This is a genomic window from Tissierellales bacterium (genome assembly GCA_025210965.1).
GTDB lineage: Bacteria > Bacillota > Clostridia > Tissierellales > JAOAQY01 > JAOAQY01.
Genome location: JAOAQY010000144.1, coordinates 1 through 17,514 on the forward strand (window position 1 = coordinate 1; position 17,514 = coordinate 17,514).

The 17,514-nt window shown below is 31.9% G+C and carries 15 protein-coding genes; all 15 read right to left on the reverse strand.

What is annotated here, in order from left to right; translation table 11 throughout:
* Nucleotides 1-72: 72 nt before the first annotated feature.
* Nucleotides 73-561 carry an NUDIX domain-containing protein gene (locus N4A40_10100; GenBank protein ID MCT4662200.1) on the reverse strand — a complete coding sequence of 163 codons (489 nt, stop codon included), beginning with the start codon at nt 559-561 and terminating at the stop codon, nt 73-75.
* A gap of 116 nt (nt 562-677) precedes the next feature.
* On the reverse strand, nt 678-1,172 hold the full coding sequence (locus N4A40_10105) for a GNAT family N-acetyltransferase (protein MCT4662201.1): 495 nt from the start codon (nt 1,170-1,172) through the stop codon (nt 678-680).
* A 77-nt stretch (nt 1,173-1,249) separates the two neighbouring features.
* Nucleotides 1,250-2,176: an indoleacetate decarboxylase activase gene (locus tag N4A40_10110; GenBank protein MCT4662202.1), complete on the reverse strand. Its 927-nt coding sequence runs from the start codon at nt 2,174-2,176 to the stop codon at nt 1,250-1,252.
* A gap of 12 nt (nt 2,177-2,188) precedes the next feature.
* On the reverse strand, nt 2,189-4,807 hold the full coding sequence (locus tag N4A40_10115) for an indoleacetate decarboxylase (protein MCT4662203.1): 2,619 nt from the start codon (nt 4,805-4,807) through the stop codon (nt 2,189-2,191).
* Between the two features lie 106 nt (nt 4,808-4,913).
* Nucleotides 4,914-6,050 carry a GGDEF domain-containing protein gene (locus N4A40_10120; GenBank protein MCT4662204.1) on the reverse strand — a complete coding sequence of 379 codons (1,137 nt, stop codon included), beginning with the start codon at nt 6,048-6,050 and terminating at the stop codon, nt 4,914-4,916.
* Between the two features lie 200 nt (nt 6,051-6,250).
* On the reverse strand, nt 6,251-7,993 hold the full coding sequence (locus tag N4A40_10125; protein ID MCT4662205.1) for a DUF4091 domain-containing protein: 1,743 nt from the start codon (nt 7,991-7,993) through the stop codon (nt 6,251-6,253).
* Between the two features lie 61 nt (nt 7,994-8,054).
* Nucleotides 8,055-9,173 carry a GNAT family N-acetyltransferase gene (locus N4A40_10130; protein MCT4662206.1) on the reverse strand — a complete coding sequence of 373 codons (1,119 nt, stop codon included), beginning with the start codon at nt 9,171-9,173 and terminating at the stop codon, nt 8,055-8,057.
* Between the two features lie 37 nt (nt 9,174-9,210).
* A complete protein-coding gene (locus N4A40_10135) occupies nt 9,211-10,191 on the reverse strand; it encodes a hypothetical protein (protein MCT4662207.1) in 981 nt (326 codons plus the stop codon).
* A 25-nt stretch (nt 10,192-10,216) separates the two neighbouring features.
* Nucleotides 10,217-11,026: a carbohydrate ABC transporter permease gene (locus tag N4A40_10140; protein ID MCT4662208.1), complete on the reverse strand. Its 810-nt coding sequence runs from the start codon at nt 11,024-11,026 to the stop codon at nt 10,217-10,219.
* Between the two features lie 100 nt (nt 11,027-11,126).
* Nucleotides 11,127-12,053, reverse strand: coding sequence for a sugar ABC transporter permease (locus N4A40_10145; protein ID MCT4662209.1), 927 nt, complete (start codon nt 12,051-12,053; stop codon nt 11,127-11,129).
* Between the two features lie 115 nt (nt 12,054-12,168).
* The gene (locus tag N4A40_10150; GenBank protein ID MCT4662210.1) at nt 12,169-13,491 is read right to left on the reverse strand and encodes a sugar ABC transporter substrate-binding protein; all 1,323 of its coding nucleotides are present in this window, start codon (nt 13,489-13,491) and stop codon (nt 12,169-12,171) included.
* A gap of 435 nt (nt 13,492-13,926) precedes the next feature.
* A complete protein-coding gene (locus N4A40_10155; protein ID MCT4662211.1) occupies nt 13,927-15,213 on the reverse strand; it encodes a putative DNA binding domain-containing protein in 1,287 nt (428 codons plus the stop codon).
* A gap of 179 nt (nt 15,214-15,392) precedes the next feature.
* Nucleotides 15,393-15,932 (reverse strand): GNAT family N-acetyltransferase, encoded by a 540-nt coding sequence (locus N4A40_10160; protein ID MCT4662212.1) that lies wholly within the window; start codon nt 15,930-15,932, stop codon nt 15,393-15,395.
* A 176-nt stretch (nt 15,933-16,108) separates the two neighbouring features.
* Entirely contained in the window at nt 16,109-16,546 is a 438-nt protein-coding gene (locus N4A40_10165; protein ID MCT4662213.1) for a hypothetical protein, read from the reverse strand.
* Nucleotides 16,547-16,802: 256 nt separating this feature from the next.
* Nucleotides 16,803-17,450 (reverse strand): N-acetyltransferase, encoded by a 648-nt coding sequence (locus tag N4A40_10170; GenBank protein MCT4662214.1) that lies wholly within the window; start codon nt 17,448-17,450, stop codon nt 16,803-16,805.
* Nucleotides 17,451-17,514 lie beyond the last annotated feature (64 nt).

Sequence of the window (17,514 nt, forward strand, 5' to 3'; positions counted from 1 at the left end):
AAAGGTGCTAAACCTTTTTATTTTGAAAATATCAAAACAAAAAGATTTTTGCACCCTTTATAAATTACACCTCTATTTCAATTCTAATTGAGAATCATCGTGCATTATATGCTCTATTGCTACCGGCAAATCATGCATTCTATTTTTCAAAAATGGTGGATATACATTTTCATTCTTCAAATCATCTATATCAAACCATTTGAAAATTATCTTATTATCCTCTTCTATTGTAAAAAATTCATCATTATCAAATACATATGAAGAATCATTTATGATATTAGCTTTGTAATAAAATGTAAGCTTGTGATACCTCATATCCTCATGTCTAAAGAAGGCCTCTGAAACCCAAAGTAATCTTTCAACTTCTACGAGCTCATTTAGCTCCTCTTTCATTTCTCGTTCTAATGTATTTGTGCTAAATTCAAAAAATTCATTTCGTCCTCCAGGCAAATACCATAGTTCTTCTTGCTCTAACTTATTCAAAAGTAATTTATTGTCCTTTAATATTATAGCTGCACTTCTAAAATAAAACCTCTTATCCTCTCTATCAAAACAGATCAAATCATACCTCCTAATTATTAATTCCTAATTATATATTGGACTACCAACTCTCCTACACTAACGCTAAGTCGACTCATCCCGACACCTTAGAAATGTAGGACTTCTAAACTAAATAGTTAAATAATTTTCGCCATGTAGTACTCATCCACGTAATTGCCATTTACTATAAGTGACTTTTCCTTTATCCCCTCGATTTTAAATCCCATTCGCTCATACAATTTAACTGCTCCTTCATTATGAATCATGACAGTTAATTCTATTCGCTTAATCTCACTTTCTCTAGCCCACTTTTCTATTTCTTCAAATAATTTCACACCTAATTTTTTACCTCTGTATTCTTTCAATAATCCTATAACAATATACACACTATGCTTTATTCGATTAGCAAATCCTCTTTCAGCTTCTAAAAAACCTACTATCTCTTCACCATCTTCAACTATTAATATCATCGAGCCTGAATTGTACATCGATTCTATGTTGGATTTCATTTCTTCAATACTTGTTGTTCTCTCTCCAGGTTCAAACATCATATTCTCAGTTTCACTATCTAAACGTTTAAGCATACTCAAAAATTTCGATGCATCTCTTACTTCTACTTTTCTAATATTCATATTAAACCTCCAATTTTGAAGCTTTTGCTTAATTTTACACTTAGAGCCTAATATTGTCAATTTTGAAAATTTGTTAGTTATCCTATAACACAGGTAATTCCACAACTCTCAATTAATTTTTTTATCCATAGCATTTTACTATTAGTAGGTGAACTCAATTCTGGAAGCGTATATTCTAATCCCAATTGTTCGTATTTAGATTGTCCTAGTTTGTGATAAGGCAGAATATTTATCCTACCTATATTATTTTTTTTGCAAAATCTAGCTGTATTTATTATATTCTCATCATCATCATTGAATGAACTTATTATTGGAATGCGAATCAAAACTAATTTTTGCTTTGCAATTGTCGATATATTTTCAAGTATCAAATTATTTTCTACTCCAGTAAGTTCTTTATGTTTATCTGAATCCATATGTTTGATATCAATTAGAAATAAATCCACATGTGGAATCAACTTTTTAAGAGATTCACCATTCAAGTACATAGCGCTTTCAATTGCTGTATTAATATACTCGTCCTTACACGCTCTCAATATTTCTACTGCAAATTCAATTTGATATGTCGGATCTCCGCCTGAAAGTGTAACACCACCCCGAGCTCTATAATAAGGCATCTCCCTTTTTACAACTTTCATAACCTCATCTACATTCATAACTTTTCCAGCCATCTCTAACGCTCCATGTAAGCACGCTTCTACACATTTTAAATCGTTGCAGTTAATGCATTTCTCACGATTTATTTCTATCGATTTATTACCATATACGTCCATCACATTAGAAATAGCTCCTTTATTACAGGCATCAACACATTCTAGACAATTTAAACATTTCGTTTTGTAATGTCTGATATTTACGTGACTATCCTGCCCTTCTGGATTAGCACACCACTTGCATTTTAAAGGACACCCCTTCAAAAATATCAATGTCCTGATTCCAGGACCATCGTGAAGTGAAAAGCTTTGTATGTCAAAAATCATACCTTCAGTCTTATAATTTTTCATTTGGGCACCTCTCTAAAATCCAGTCGCATTGTACTCAGTACGGGCAATTATTTCATCTTGAATTGGCTTTGCAAGTTCCACCCAGTATGCACTGAAACCAGCTACTCTAACAATTAAACTGCGATATTTTTCTGGATATCTCTGAGCATCTCGAAGCATGTCTGAATCCACTATATTAAATTGTATATGATATCCTCCCTGCTCAAAATATGATTTTATAAGATCAACTAACTTACGTGATCCATCAATAGATTTTATTGCATTTGGATGTATTTTCATATTAAGCTGAACACTTCTCATTTTTATAGAATCTAACTTGTTTCCCGAATTAAGTAATGCAATTGGACCGCTTACATCAGTTCCGGGAGTTGCTGATAATATACCATCCGTCAAACTCACTCCTGCTACTCTACCATCCGGAGTAGCGCCACAAACCCTTCCAAATGGGCCATGAGCAGATATTGATAATGCAGCTGGAATCCAATTTAATCCCAAATAAGTAGTTTCGCTCATACATGTTTCATTATAATTTTCCCATAGTTTCACAAAAATTTCATCAACATAGTCGTCATCATTTCCATATTTAGGCGCTTCCAATAAATCCTTGTGAAGCCTTGAATATTTGGCATCCACTCTTTTTTGATCAAGCATAGAAAAATTACCTATCTTATCCGCTCTTTCAAAACCAAAATTCATTTTCATAGCCTCTTTTATCTCTTCAAGAGTATATTTTTTATCCTCAAACACCAATTTTTTTAGTGATGCTAGCCCATTTGAAACATTCACCATGCCTGAGTTCAGCAGTGTTATAGTCTTGTTATACCTTGCTCCATTAGAATCTAAAGGCCTTCCCTTTGCTACACAATCCTTAACTAAGACAGAACCCATAACTAAAGGATTTATCTCTCTGTGAACTGCTAATACATAATTCCAATACCTCATATATACCTTCAAATATTTCTCTTCAACCTTTTTCCATGCACCCCAAAGATCATCATAAGAATTAATTTCTCCTAATGATTCAAAACATCTGATTCCTGTTCTAGGATCTATTCCATCATTTAAAACTATCTCCAAGCACTTAACTTCATTAAAAAACGCAGGATGACAAATTCCATGGCAATTCCCTTGCATTTGAATTTCAACGCAGCCTCCTATTGCAACATCTCTAGCATCTTCTATAGTAATTCCTTCTTCTTGGTGATTTTGAAGTAAATGCTCTATGGCTTGCTCATTATTAAACCAAGCGGGATAACCTGCTCCAGTTTTTGTGCACTCAGCAGCCTTCATCAAAAGCCTATTACTTGTCTTAGAATTCACCATTACTCCAAGCGTCGGTTGTATAGTTTGCATACTTGTTCCGGCTTCTAATATTATCTCTTCTAATTCATTATCAGAACATCTTCCATTCTCATCAACCCCACCTACAACCATATGCTGAAACAAATTGCCAGAAGCCAAAGCTTCCCAACTTCTAGGCGATACATACTCCTCGCTAGAAAATTTAACTCGAATTAGCTCCATAAGTTCTAAAACTTCTTCTCTTGTAATTCTATTTTCTTCTATATCTTTTTTATAAAGGGGATATAAAAGCTGTCCCCATCTGCCTGGTGACAATCCAACTATAGGCCCATCTAAAGCTATCGCTATGTGAGCTGTCCATGCAGCTTGTAATCCCTCTACAAATGTTCTAGCAGGTTTTGCCGGTACCCATTTTAGTATTTCTGCTATCTTAATTAATTCAGCTTTTCGCTCACTATTCTTCTCATTTTGAGCCATTTTCAAAGCACTTTTCGAATAATTTTTTGCCCAATTAATTACACCTTCACATACTAATATCGTAGCTCTCCAAAATATAACCTTTTCAGCAACTTCACGAGTTGTTGGTATCGTCGATTCTATATTCTTTTTACATTCATCTATAACAGATTCTAAACCTCTTTCTACAACAATATCATAAGCCGGTACCCATCGGCCTTCCATTATAGATATCACACTTGGAGGATAGAGCACTGCTTTAAACGCATTTGACAAATCATCATATTCTGGCATTGTCTCTTTTAAAAATTTATCCGATTCATCCTCTATACACTTACCCTGCCAATATTCACAAGCCTTTAATAAAGGTTCTACATCCTCGTTTTTTATACCAAACGTTCCCATTTGTATGACTTCATCGCTCTCTTTATGCGCTCTTCCTCCTCCCATACCTACATCATAGACATCATCATCTGCTGATTCTGCCTTTGATATCATATGAGGATAGAATTTCTGACTGTATTGTAAATACACAGGTGCACCTCTCATGTATCTTGTTTTCTGCATAGTTATGAGTTCGTCTTTTAATATTACTGGAGTAATATTTTCTATTGCATGCTTGTATGCTCTTGCTCTCCTAATTAAAAGAGGTTCCCCTTCAGCTTTTTTCCATTCTTCTGTATATAACAAACTAAACTCAGGATCCAACATACACCTAGAATCTAAAAGACTTTGCTTAATATTGCACCCTCTAGTTGTAGATGGCTCCTTATCAATTTCTCTTTGGATATACCCTTCTTTTTTTAATTCTCTTTCAGTAGGTGGCCACTTCACCGTTTGTCTATTTTTAGATTCCAAATTAGAATTTTCCATATGTACTACCCCTTTCCCATAAGTTTGAATCGATATTTTAACATATATCAACCCAAGCCTATGATAACATAAATATACAATAAATAAAAAGGGGTTTATATCAATTTTAATTTTTTTGTTTTTTACATTTTTGTTTATCTGAATACATTCTGCAATCAACTTCAGCTATTAATTGTTCTTTAGTAAGTTTATCATCTTCTCCAACAAATAATTGTCCATAACTCAGTTCTATATCGTATTTATCATTAGAATTATTATATTTTTTTAATTCCCGATTAATTCTCTTCTTTAATTGATTTCCTATATCATTCTGAAAATCTATCAACATAATAAACTCATCGCCGCCATATCTACAAACCAAATCTTCTACACTAGTGCATTTAAGTAGTATTTCTGAAACAATTTGTAAAACTTTGTCTCCCTCTACATGCCCATAAGTATCGTTAATCTTTTTGAAATCATTCAAATCAACTAATACAAGCGTAAATGCTTCTAATCGTTTCAACTTATCTTCCAATCTAATTTCAAAGTTATGTCTTGTATATAAATATGTCAAAGAATCACGCATCATTTCGTCTCTCTCCAATAATAAAAATATAAAAAATAGACCTAATGTGTGAAATGGCATTGAAAATGTAGTTCCATACATCTTCATTTGAAGCGCTATTCCCACAATTGGCGCTGTAAAATAGAGTCCCACAGCTTTAAATATCCTGGCAGTCATCCTCTTTTTATCTTTATAAAAAAATATTGCCACAACTAGCATAAATCCATACATTACAAAAGCACTTCCATAAACATAAAAGCCTCTATGATAATGATTTTGTGCATCTATATAAAATAACGACCCTGGCGCGATAAAATTATAAATAACTGACACTGTACTTAGATACATTGGCATCATATAGTACTTAATCCTTTTCTTATTCAATTCTTTATCACCATATATTCTATAATCTAGATAAATAAGACCGACACATCCAGGTAATGGTATAAAACATAAATATATAGCATTACTCCAATAATGCATTGGTATTTGTGCTGAATTACCTATTTCTGCGGTCATCCAAGAAATAGCCTCCGCCACTATCAATAACGATACTGTAAAAAGAGCACCCTGAAACAACCTCTCTGGATACTCCTTTCTTCTATACTGTGCTTGAACATATACAAACATCACTACATTCAATATCAATGAATACATCAACAAATCAATTCGTACAGCTACATTTATTGAATTCATAATCCCTTTGTCAAAGTTTTACTGCCCCTCCCCTGACAAACCTCCCCCTTCTTAAGTCAATTCTAAGCCCCTAAACTCTAGCTAATATTATTATAACAATAAAATCCCATTTAGCACAGCATTGATACCTCAACAAATAAATAAAGTCAGATGATTAATTTCACTTTAAATTAGCGAAACTGCTCAACTGACTCTTCTTTCTACTTCAAATCAAAAATCTTACTTCGTATTTTCTCATAATCACTATAATTTAATGAATAATTCATATCCATATCCAAAAATGAATTCATCCTCATATCATCAATATTTCCTAAAAGTTTTGAGAGCAAATTTTCATCCACATACTCTTTACCACCAAGTTTCTCTTCCCCCAATAATAGCAATTGATGATCTTGAATTCCAAATCTAAGGTTCTCCCATCTGAGTGAACTCATCGGCTTTCCATCCTTACCAGGATAAACAAAAAACATATCTCCAGCTTTCCAGTGCGGAAATTTGTAGCTTGGATTATTTAATGGTTCCTTTGGCCAAATAGCATAATCCCACCTCAAAAATCCATTCACTCCAAAATAATAAGTATACCAACCAACTACTCTACTTTCAATTGGCGGTGAATCTATAAAATTGTTTGGAAAATTCGGTACACACATCAAATACCACGTCAATTTTTTCCCATCTTTATTGAGCTTATTTCTTAGATTCTTTATCTCATACTTATTATCCAAAATTAATCCTAAATACAAACTCAAATCACAATCTTTATCCTTGTATTCATCTATGAATTCTTTATGGCAAACTGCTGCTTTCATTTTTATATTATCATTTTCAATACTGCTATTTAAAAACTCCACACAGCTATCAAAAATATCAGGGCTAGCAGGTTCATCACTTGCAAGTCTAGTAATATTCCACCATCCATTTTCAATAATATGATTAAACAACTTTGAAACATATTGCTTTAATTCATACTTGCTATTAATATATTTGTAAACACCATCGTTTCTATCAAAATACCTTACTCTTATAGCATCCTTGTAATCAGCTAAAGGATTTCCAAAGTCTCTACCTCCCCAGACACCTAAAAGCCCATATAAGTCAATTTCTCTATCAATTCCGAGTTTAAAACACATATCTATATACCTGTCGAAGTTTTTGAAATCACAATCAATATTTCCATCTTCATCTTTAAATACATCTACTATATTATACTCAAAAAGATTTGATGCATTTTTAGAAAACTTATAACATGACTGTCCTGCCCAAGGCATCTCTGATACTATAACCATGGCAACTTTTTGTCCCATAGATGCTAATTCTCTCAAGTTATTCTCGATAATCCTAAAATGTTCATCTGACCAAAGCTCTAATTCATACATACGTGCCCAATTAGATGGATGTTGCCATAAATCCAAGAAAAAATCACTTTGATTTAGTGGCTTCAAAACCACATCACTCACATTTATATCTATTTTAGCAGATGCCATTAGAACCTCATCATCATAACCCTGCTGAAAATACATTTTAATATCAAAATTTAAATTATTGTCTGCAAAATCATTTGGTATTTTCCCCTCAATCCAAAACATCTGTCCAATCTCAGCTTCTATTAATTGACCTCTCTTTTTCAAAATAGGATCTGCTACCAATTTTCCGCTGTCATCATTAACATATCCCTCGAAGTATATTCTTAAATCTTTTCTAGAAAGCTTCTCACAATCTATCTCTATCCTAACTCTATTCTGCATACCTTTCCAGCTCAAATTTGCGCTATCTAAAAAGCAATAAAATTCTTCTTTGCAAAACATCATCATCTGACATGCAAACTTTTCCTCTCTTGCTACATTAAATTCAAATTTTTTATTCTCAAAAATTGACTCGTCTAGTCTTTCACACCTAATATGCCTATATGAAGAATTGAATAATCCATATTGTAAATCTATCATGGTCACATCTCCTAATTTCATAAATTATTTTTTAAAAAGTAAAACTTAAAACAGCCTGTCTCTATTGATAATTCAAATTAGCCGTCCACACAAATGGTATCGGGAACACTCTATCTATAAACATTTCTATTGATTGAACATCATCAATTCCTGTAATACCATCCTTTTTCCCTTCAAATACAAGCTTTGTAATTTTTTCTAGATTATCTATTTCTAATATTTCATCTTTTAATTTAATGATATATCTGCCTTCATCTTCAATGAATACTATGTTTTCCCCAATACTATTTGGAACATATTGCAAAAAATAACTCCTCAAATTTTCCATAAGCGAAACAAAATTAATAATTTTCAATGTACCTTCTAAATAATCTAATTTTTTGCTATCAAAACTATCAGCATGTTTTTCATTCACATGAATATATGATTGTATACTCTCAACTCCTAATTCAAAAGCCAAACTCTTTAGTGCTGCATTTATCATATTTTTATCACCTAGTGATTCTATCACTTGTCCATATTTAGAATTGCCGTCAATTATTCTAAGCACTATATATCCTACAAATTCGCCGTTTTTAACTATCACGTATTTCTTATATGAAAAATCCCCCCATGGTATAGTTGCAGACATTATTAGCGCATTAAAATCATCAAATGACCTATAATATCTAGTTGATTGTCTATTATAAAGCTCCATCATATTCTTCAAGTATTTTTCATCATACTCTAATAATTCAATAGTTTCATCCTGTTTTGGATAACTCATACACTTATAAAAATTTTGGAGCATAATACAATTTCTTCTCGTATAAAGACTTCTCGTTCCAGATATCAAAACTATATCCACATGTTCTTCTTTCATTTTACGCTCCACATCATCTAGTATAAGTGATGAATAACCATTTCCCCTATATTCAGCAGCTGTGCAAACTGCTCCTATAGATGCTGCTTTTATTTTACTTCCTTCTATGAAAATATCCTCACGCAGATAGTTCACTGCAGAAACAGGTCTACCTTCATCTAGTATAATTCTCATATTGTCACTATTATCTTCGTTTAGCAGAAGTGGAAATTCTTCTTTCATTGTTGGCTTATGATTGCCTGATATTCTGAAAACATCATTTATAAGATTAATCACTTCCTTGAATTCCTCTTTACTCGTCGCTCTAGGTCCTTCCATATTTATCTCTCCCTTTTGCCCCAATTGAAATCTCTCTTTAATAATTATTATTTCGTACAGTACTGCAAAATACCTTTAAATTTTCTATAGGTGTATTGTTCAGTGATGTACACCCAAAAGAAGGAATGTAATTGCTACAGCTTTTCATGCTATCCATAAGCCTTCTAGTTTCTTTTACAACTTCTTCTGGTTTCATTTTTGCTAGCCCTATAGGATCAAAGTTACCTATTATAGCTATATCCTTTGGAATAATCTTTGCTACCTCTGACAAATCCATTATTTGATCTAGACTTATAGCATCAACTCCAAAATTAATCATGAAATCTAGTATCGCAGTAGTATCTCCGCAAATATGAATTGCTTTCCAGCAATTTAGATTTGAATATATCCGTCTCAAATTCTTTGCTGCCAAGTGCTCGTATCTTTTAGGCGATATCATTATAGTAGATGGCTCAGCTATAGATATATACTTTACACCTACACTTTCAACTGCCTTTGCATATTCTAATACAGTATTCGTGGTAAAATCTAGTAAATCATCTAAGAACTTTGGATCTTTTATTATACTCCGTAAAACTTTCTGAGCTCCTCCAAGCTGAACTGCTAATGTAAATGGCCCTTGAATAGAAATCTCCACTGGTTTTTCAAAATACTTTACTATCAATTCCAATGACTTTAAGTTTGTTGGCATCCTGCCATCTTTAAACGGATTCGGTACTTTAAGTCTTGAAAGTGCTTCACTACTGTCTATCGGGTGCTCTATAACCATTGGAAAATCCAAGTCATATCTCTTCATCGGAACACCTAGTGTTTCACAAAATATATTTCCATCATCCATTGCTCCTACGAAATCCAAATCAAATGTTTCATCCATAATTATAGCAAGTTCTAACTGCTTCTCTGGAGAATTGTATACCTCATCCATAGTATATCCTAAAAGTCTTAATCCATTTGTTCCCATAAATGGCATTCTTATTTTTCTATTATTATCATTATTTATATACTCCATCAATTTCATTCTCAATTCACTCCTTAAACTCCCATTATCCTTTCATCCCTGACAATGTAACTCCTTGCACAAATTTTTTCTGTAGCAATATATAAATCAAGAATGACGGCAAAAATGTAAGTGTCGTTCCAGCCATTATCAAACCATAATTTATAGTATAATGCGCTTTCATTGTGGCTAGCCCTAATGTAAGTGTTCTAACAGAATCATTTGTAGTCATTATAAGTGGCCACAAAAATTCATTCCACGCACCTATAAAAGTAAATATGGTAAGAGTTATAATTGCTGGTTTTATAAGAGGAAGTACTATTTGAAAAAATATCCTCAAGTCGGAACATCCATCTATCCTAGCTGAATCGATTAGGTCATCTGGAATCTTCATTATCGCTTGCCTCATCAAAAATACACCAAAAGCCGTTGTTATAGGGAGTATTAGTGCTCTAAAGTCATTTATCCAGTGTAATTTTCTCATGATTATATAAAGCGGAATCATAGTTACCTGAGATGGAATCATGAGCGTAACCAAATATATGAAAAAAATCTTATTATTTCCTGGAAAATCTTTTTTTGCAAATGCAAATCCTGCTAGACTACTAAAAAATACATTTATCACTACTCCACCAAAAACCACAATACAACTATTTAAAAAGTACCTCAAAAAATTCTGTTTTGTCAATATATCTACATAGTTTTGTATAGTCAATTTCGATAGTGAAATATCAAAATTATATGCAGTATATGTCACCTTCAATGATGTAATTATCATATACACAAATGGTACTAACATACAGGATGCTATCATCAAAAGCAATATATTTGCTATCACTCTTTTTATACTCTTCATCTAAATTCCTCACTTCTAATAAAATTTATATTTTATATATGGTAATTTTGTACTTATCATCCTATTTCTGCATAGTTTGTTTTCCTTTAATTTTATGCAGTTAGTAAATGCTCTTTTCTTTTTTTAGAAATCTCTTTTGGATAATAGACACCAAAACTATTATGAAAAACAACACATTGGCAACTGCCATAGCATACCCAGAATTAAATTGCTTAAATGCCAAGTTGTATATGTGAAGAACCATAGTCATAGTCGAAAAACCAGGTCCACCTCCAGTAAGTGTATACACTAAATCAAACGTCTGAAAAGACCATATCAAACCAATAAACACGACAAGTACTGTAGTAGGTTTCAAAAGAGGTAGTGTAATACTCTTAAACTGCTGAAATTTACTAGCACCATCAACCTCTGCTGCCTCATAGTAGCTTTGAGGTATATCCATAAGACCAGAAATATATATGACCATAAAATATCCAACATTTTTCCATACAGCAATCATCATCATAGTAGGTAATGCTAAATTTACATCTCCAAGCCAATTTATTGAATCAATTCCCAACAAGTTGAAAAATAAATTTATAGGGGATGCATCTCCGTTTAGCAAAATTCGCCAAACTATAGCTATCAAAATCATAGATGATATAACTGGTATAAACATCACACCCTTTATAAAACCTATAAATTTGCTTTTTTCTCTCTTTGTAAGCCACACTGCCATCAAAAGAGAAAATGCAGTTTGAAGAGGCACTACTCCTAATGTAAAAATAAACGTATTTTTAAGTGCTTCCATAAATATTTTGTCTTTTCCTAAATTAATATAATTTTTTAATCCTATAAATTCCGCTGGTTTTATAATATTGTATTTAGTAAAACTAAAATACAATGACATAAATATAGGTATAATATAAAAACTAAACAACAATATCCCTAGAGGAAGTATGTATCCATATCCACTAAATTTTTTTAAAAATACATTTTTCAAACTCAAAACATTTTGCCAACAACTATTTTTCTTAGAATACTTCACTTTATAATGTTCTCCCTTCAAAAAACTCAAATCATAACTAGTGATAAAGTATCAAAGACATAAAGATAAAGCACCAAAAATATAAACTATTTTTGATGCTTTAAAATATCTTTAATTAATTATCTTGAGCTAATAAATCATTAGCATATCTAGCAGCTTCATCTAGTGCTTCTTTTGGAGTAGCTTGACCTGCTATCATATTTTGTAATTGTTTCCATAAATATTCATATACTTCAACACCATGTGGTGCAACCACTAATGGTCTGTATATTCCCTTATCATTTTCAATCATCTCTTTAAGTCTTGGATCCCCTTGGTATGGTTCATCTTTAGTAATAGGAGCTCTTGGATGGTATTTGTGGAACTTGGTCATAGATTCTGCGCTTACTAAATGTTCCATTAAATCAAATGACAAATTCTTGTCCTCTGCTGCAGACATAAGTGTAAGCTGATCTACTGATGCAAATGTTCCCATAGCTTTATTCTCTAAAGAAGTTATGAATCCATAATTTAAATCAGGAAACTCCTTATCAAATGTTTCTGATGCCTTAGATGATAAATAAATACAAAAAGCTGCATCACCAGGTCCAAAAACAGTTTGAATCATTTCTGAATTTGTTTTAGCTAATGTATCTTCTGGAATAACTTTGTCAGTAAATTTCAAATCATATAAGAATTGAGCTGCTTCTAGTCCCGCTTCATCATTAAATCTCACAGTTTTCAAATCATCGTTATAAAGTTCTCCGCCTGCTTGCCAGTTAAATCCGTACCAGTTCCAGTTAAGATCACCAAAGAATTTTTGTCCCCAACCTTGAGCAAATCCCCATTGATCTATCTTGCCATCTCCATCTGTATCCTGTGTCGCTTTTTTAGCTATTCTTCTGAAATCTTCCCAAGTTACTGGAGGCTGTTCTCCTACAGACTCTAATATATCCTTATTATAATAAAGTACTGCTGGATTGGCTGCTTCTATAGGTAATCCGTACAGCCCACCCATCATTTTTGCATCATCAATATATATGTGATTTTCATAATCTGCTTCAGTTAAATACGACTGCAAATCTTCAACTGCACCCATTTCTATAAACTGTGGAAACATCTCTGCATACATGTATCCTACATCAGGTCCTTCTCCTGCACCAATTGCCATAGCATATTTTTCTGGATAATTTTCCCAAGGTATAATTTCTAAATCTACATCACAATTGTTTTTTTCTTCGAATTCCTTTAATACTGGTTCCCATACCTCTTTGTCATCATTTCCAAATGGTGGTAACCACAATGTTAAATGTTCTTTTTCTTCAGTTGTTACTTCTTGTTTCTGGTCATTTGTAGCTGTTTCGTTCGTCTTTTCCCCGTTAGCACCACAACCTACAAGCGATGTAAGAACTAATGCACCTGCAAGAGTTAATGCTAGAAACTTCTTCATGCGATTCATTTTTACTCCCCCTATACTCTCTGTACAAATTCACTTAATTGTTTATTTTCTATAGTTCTAAAATTCTAAGCTATGTACAATTATATTGGGAAACCTTAATCATGTCTAATTAAAAAGCTTTATAGATTTTATTTCATTATAAATATATTTTATGTATAAAATTCCCATATCAATACCATTTCTATAATCTTTACTATCAAATTCATAGAATATAATCTTTGATAATCGAATATATTACCTATATTAGTATATTGTTATTTTTTAATCACAAAAAGTGGTTCTAAAAAATATTTGCTACTAGAAATCGTTTTTGACTATCATTAAAAAAACTATATCTTACCATAGAATATATAGTAAGATATAGCTTTTTAATCTATGTCACCAAATTTTGTTTCTTTTAATGATTTTCAATATTTTTAAATTGTATTTCAATTTTTATTTTAAAAAATATCTAGTAGCTTTTCCTTTTCCCTTTTTAACTATTATTTCTTTATTAGCCATTTCTTTTAATATATTTAGCGCACTAGTAGTACCAGTATTTAGTACATTTTCAACATCTACTCTTTCTATCTCTTTTTGATTTTGAAATAACTTTATTATTTGCATATATCTTTCATCATTTAAATCTACTTGATTTGCATGAATATTTGGTAAAATCACGCAAAAAGCACCTTCTACATTTTTAAATTTTGGCTGTACACCTTTACCTTTATAGCAACTAATTATTTTACTAATACCTGTTCCATAAGCTTCTATCAACTTCATCCTGTAAAATAAATTTGCTAATTTTTCATTACGTGGCTGTGACGCTCCTAACATCGCTGCGTCTAACGATAATCCAGGAACAAGACCTCCTAATGAAATAATCTCCAAATGATCCGAGTAAATATTTATGATAGTGCTACCACTAAATGAGTAATCTCTATGAACTATCGCGTTTAACAAAGCTTCTCTAATTGCCTCTTCTGGATAATCTCTTTCATCAGTTCGAATTAACTCATTAAATGTTGCTTTTGTTCCATTGTAAAAATCAATAGCTTTATAAGCATTATTTAGCTGTTCAAGCAACGATCCTTGAAATTCTTTTCTATCCTTAAAAACTGACTTGTCATTTCCTTGAAAAATTGCAATCTTAATAGAATGTTTACATTGCTCTGATAATAATAGTCCCATATTAGTATAAATTTCATCATCTGAAATAATTCCTAAGTTTTTCATTTGAATTTCAGTAAATTCTAAACCACGCTGTGCGAAATCATTTTTAAGTACATTGAAAGTCAACTCTTGAAATAATGAACGATTTTTTTCAAAAGAGTCACCATCCGTTATCTTTATCATCATACGAATAGCATCTTCAGATGCTGGTGCAGAAGTAGTTCCTTTTCTAATATAAACTCCTGATGGCTTCAATCCTTTGTTGGATAAATAGTAAGGCTTCTTTGTTCCTTGTTCAATAGTTATTTTTATAAAAAACTTTTTATTCTCTTGAATCAGCTCTATCTTTGTAAACATTGAAATATCTGGTTTAATATTATCCCTTAGAGCATTAGCAATTTGTTGCATTACCATGTCAGCATTTTGAATACCAACAATTTCTCCATCATCATCAACTCCAATATATATTGTCCCACCGCTTGTATTCACGAACGCAATAATCTCTTTTTTTAGCTCTTGAGTATATATTTCCTTTAATTCGACAGTTTCACTCTCATACAATTTCATTCTAACACCCTTTCTATCATTTTCTATCTTTCTAACACAATGATACCATTTAATTTGTTAGAAAGCAATATATATTCTCAGATGATATGGCATTATATTTATTAACTAATTCTGTAGAGAGTTTGTGCAAGAAATCCATTCTTGAATTAGTGTTCTGTACTTTTTCAGTCTATTTTCTCTTAATCTTCACTGTTTACAGATACTTTGATCCAGTATCTCTGAGTTATTCTTTCGCCTTCGTCAACTTCATTTTCCAATACACCGCCATTTCCAAGTATAGTCTTAGCAGAACCTATATTTTCCTTGTCGCAAGTTACAAGAGCTCTTTCTATTTTCAAATCTTTACACTTCATAAGTGCAAGTTTTAACATTTCCTTTGCAAAGCCTTTTCGCCTTTCAGATTTTCTTACGCTATATCCGATGTGTCCACCAAATTGCATTAGATAATCATTTAATTCATGTCTTATCTGAATCATTCCAACTAACTTACCATCATCTATTCGTATTGCCAGATATGTAGACGCTGGCACTAAGCCTTCTCTCACTGTATCTTCATGTAGATTGTCTTCTACCGCCTTTAGCCACTCCTCAAAATTTTCAGCAGTACTAAGCCCTGATGTTCCATCCATACTTTCTCCATGTAGTTCAAATTCTCTTTTGTATTCTGCCACCTGCTCTTTGTGCATTGCTGTCGGTAAAATCAATTTTATTCTTTGCATTTTGCCATCTCCTTCAACTCAAATTCAAAAACTATTTTCTTTATGTCTTCTAAAAACTATTTCAGTTCTTATCTCTCACTTCACAAATAACAAAAACAGGCGCAAAATCTCATTTTAACTACAATGAAATCTCACACCTGTAATCTACATTTCACAAATATTTTATACTCTAATTACTATGCTAAATTAGCCTTAACATAATCTGTAACTACATCTACTCCTAAGTGCTCAATTGTCATTTTGCTATTTTCAGCTATCAATAATAAACCATAATAGCTCAATTCATCAAGATTGATTATAAGCGTTTCTGTTTTTTTCTTTGGCATTTTACTTGTATATATTACAACTCTATGTTTTTCCTTAAGTTCTTTTATCAAAGCTTTCTTTTCTTCATTACTTAAATCTTCATTTGAATTTATTTCAGTTATACCTTCTTCTAAACTTTTAGTACTTTCCATAAATTCTTCAATCTCACTTGTAGTAATTTCGTCATTAGAACTTACAAACTCTGATATCAATTGTATAGCAAGGTCTTTTCTTTCCATATCTCTCTTAGCAGCAATTTTTTTTAAATCTCTTTTTAAATCTTTTTTTATTCTCAATTTTAATTTCATTTTGGCACCTCTTCAGCATAATTTATATTAATATACTTACCTATTGTATCACTGAATCGTCATAGTAAAAAGTATTATAATTTTTTATTCTAAAAAACTTACATCTATCTTTCTAAACACAATGCCATTTATCTACAAATATAATTCCAAATGTGATATAAGATGCTCTGCAAAAATTGTATTTTGCCACACTTAACTCCTTTAAGTATTGTATTCTTAAGCCCAAATTGCTCGTTTTTTATTTTGTCACTATTAATTAAAACTCGTCAAGCAACCCCACAGCGTCTGCAAATTCCTTTTGACTATCTTGGATCATTTTTTCTTTAAATGGAAATGTTTTATCAAAAGAATCTAATTCTTCTTTGCTGGGCTCAGATTCAAGTGCTTCTGCAAAAACTGCATGACCTGATATGTTATCAAGAGCTCCATCATAAAGCGGAAGAACTAATAATCCTTTGTAAAATTTCCCATCAGACATAGATATTCTATATTTTTTACCACCAACAAATCCATAAGGTTCATAATGATAAGGATAACCTAATGTCAATATAGCCCTATACCCTAGACTTTTCGCTATTTCTATCGAATATGAAATAAGTTTCCTACCAAGTCCTTTTCTATGCATACTTGGTAATATACTAACTGGACCAAAGCTAATAGTATCGTACCCTACACCATTTTCTGATACGATTTTCGACTGTGAATAAAATATACTCCCAACTATTTCTCCATCCACCTCTATAACAAATGTAAGCTCAGGCAAAAATGCATCCGACTTTCTCAAATTGTGTATTGTAAAATGCTCTACACATCCTGGGAAATAAAGATTCCAAAATGCTTCTCTAGCTACCTCTTCTACTTTTCTATAATCTCTAGGCTCTTCGTTTCTTATAGATATATTCATATTACCTCCAAATAAATTTATTTAATATAACCTTATTATACTACTTTTTCAAACAAATAATACT

Coding starts and splice junctions, on each gene's coding strand:
- N4A40_10105 (MCT4662201.1), bottom strand. CDS start 1,172: ATGAATATTAGAAAAGTAGAAGTAAGAGATGCATCGAAATTTTTGAGT.
- N4A40_10110 (MCT4662202.1), bottom strand. CDS start 2,176: ATGAAAAATTATAAGACTGAAGGTATGATTTTTGACATACAAAGCTTT.
- N4A40_10115 (MCT4662203.1), bottom strand. CDS start 4,807: ATGGAAAATTCTAATTTGGAATCTAAAAATAGACAAACGGTGAAGTGG.
- N4A40_10120 (MCT4662204.1), bottom strand. CDS start 6,050: ATGAATTCAATAAATGTAGCTGTACGAATTGATTTGTTGATGTATTCA.
- N4A40_10125 (MCT4662205.1), bottom strand. CDS start 7,993: ATGATAGATTTACAATATGGATTATTCAATTCTTCATATAGGCATATT.
- N4A40_10130 (MCT4662206.1), bottom strand. CDS start 9,173: ATGGAAGGACCTAGAGCGACGAGTAAAGAGGAATTCAAGGAAGTGATT.
- N4A40_10135 (MCT4662207.1), bottom strand. CDS start 10,191: ATGAAATTGATGGAGTATATAAATAATGATAATAATAGAAAAATAAGA.
- N4A40_10140 (MCT4662208.1), bottom strand. CDS start 11,026: ATGAAGAGTATAAAAAGAGTGATAGCAAATATATTGCTTTTGATGATA.
- N4A40_10150 (MCT4662210.1), bottom strand. CDS start 13,491: ATGAATCGCATGAAGAAGTTTCTAGCATTAACTCTTGCAGGTGCATTA.
- N4A40_10155 (MCT4662211.1), bottom strand. CDS start 15,213: ATGAAATTGTATGAGAGTGAAACTGTCGAATTAAAGGAAATATATACT.
- N4A40_10160 (MCT4662212.1), bottom strand. CDS start 15,932: ATGCAAAGAATAAAATTGATTTTACCGACAGCAATGCACAAAGAGCAG.
- N4A40_10165 (MCT4662213.1), bottom strand. CDS start 16,546: ATGAAATTAAAATTGAGAATAAAAAAAGATTTAAAAAGAGATTTAAAA.
- N4A40_10170 (MCT4662214.1), bottom strand. CDS start 17,450: ATGAATATATCTATAAGAAACGAAGAGCCTAGAGATTATAGAAAAGTA.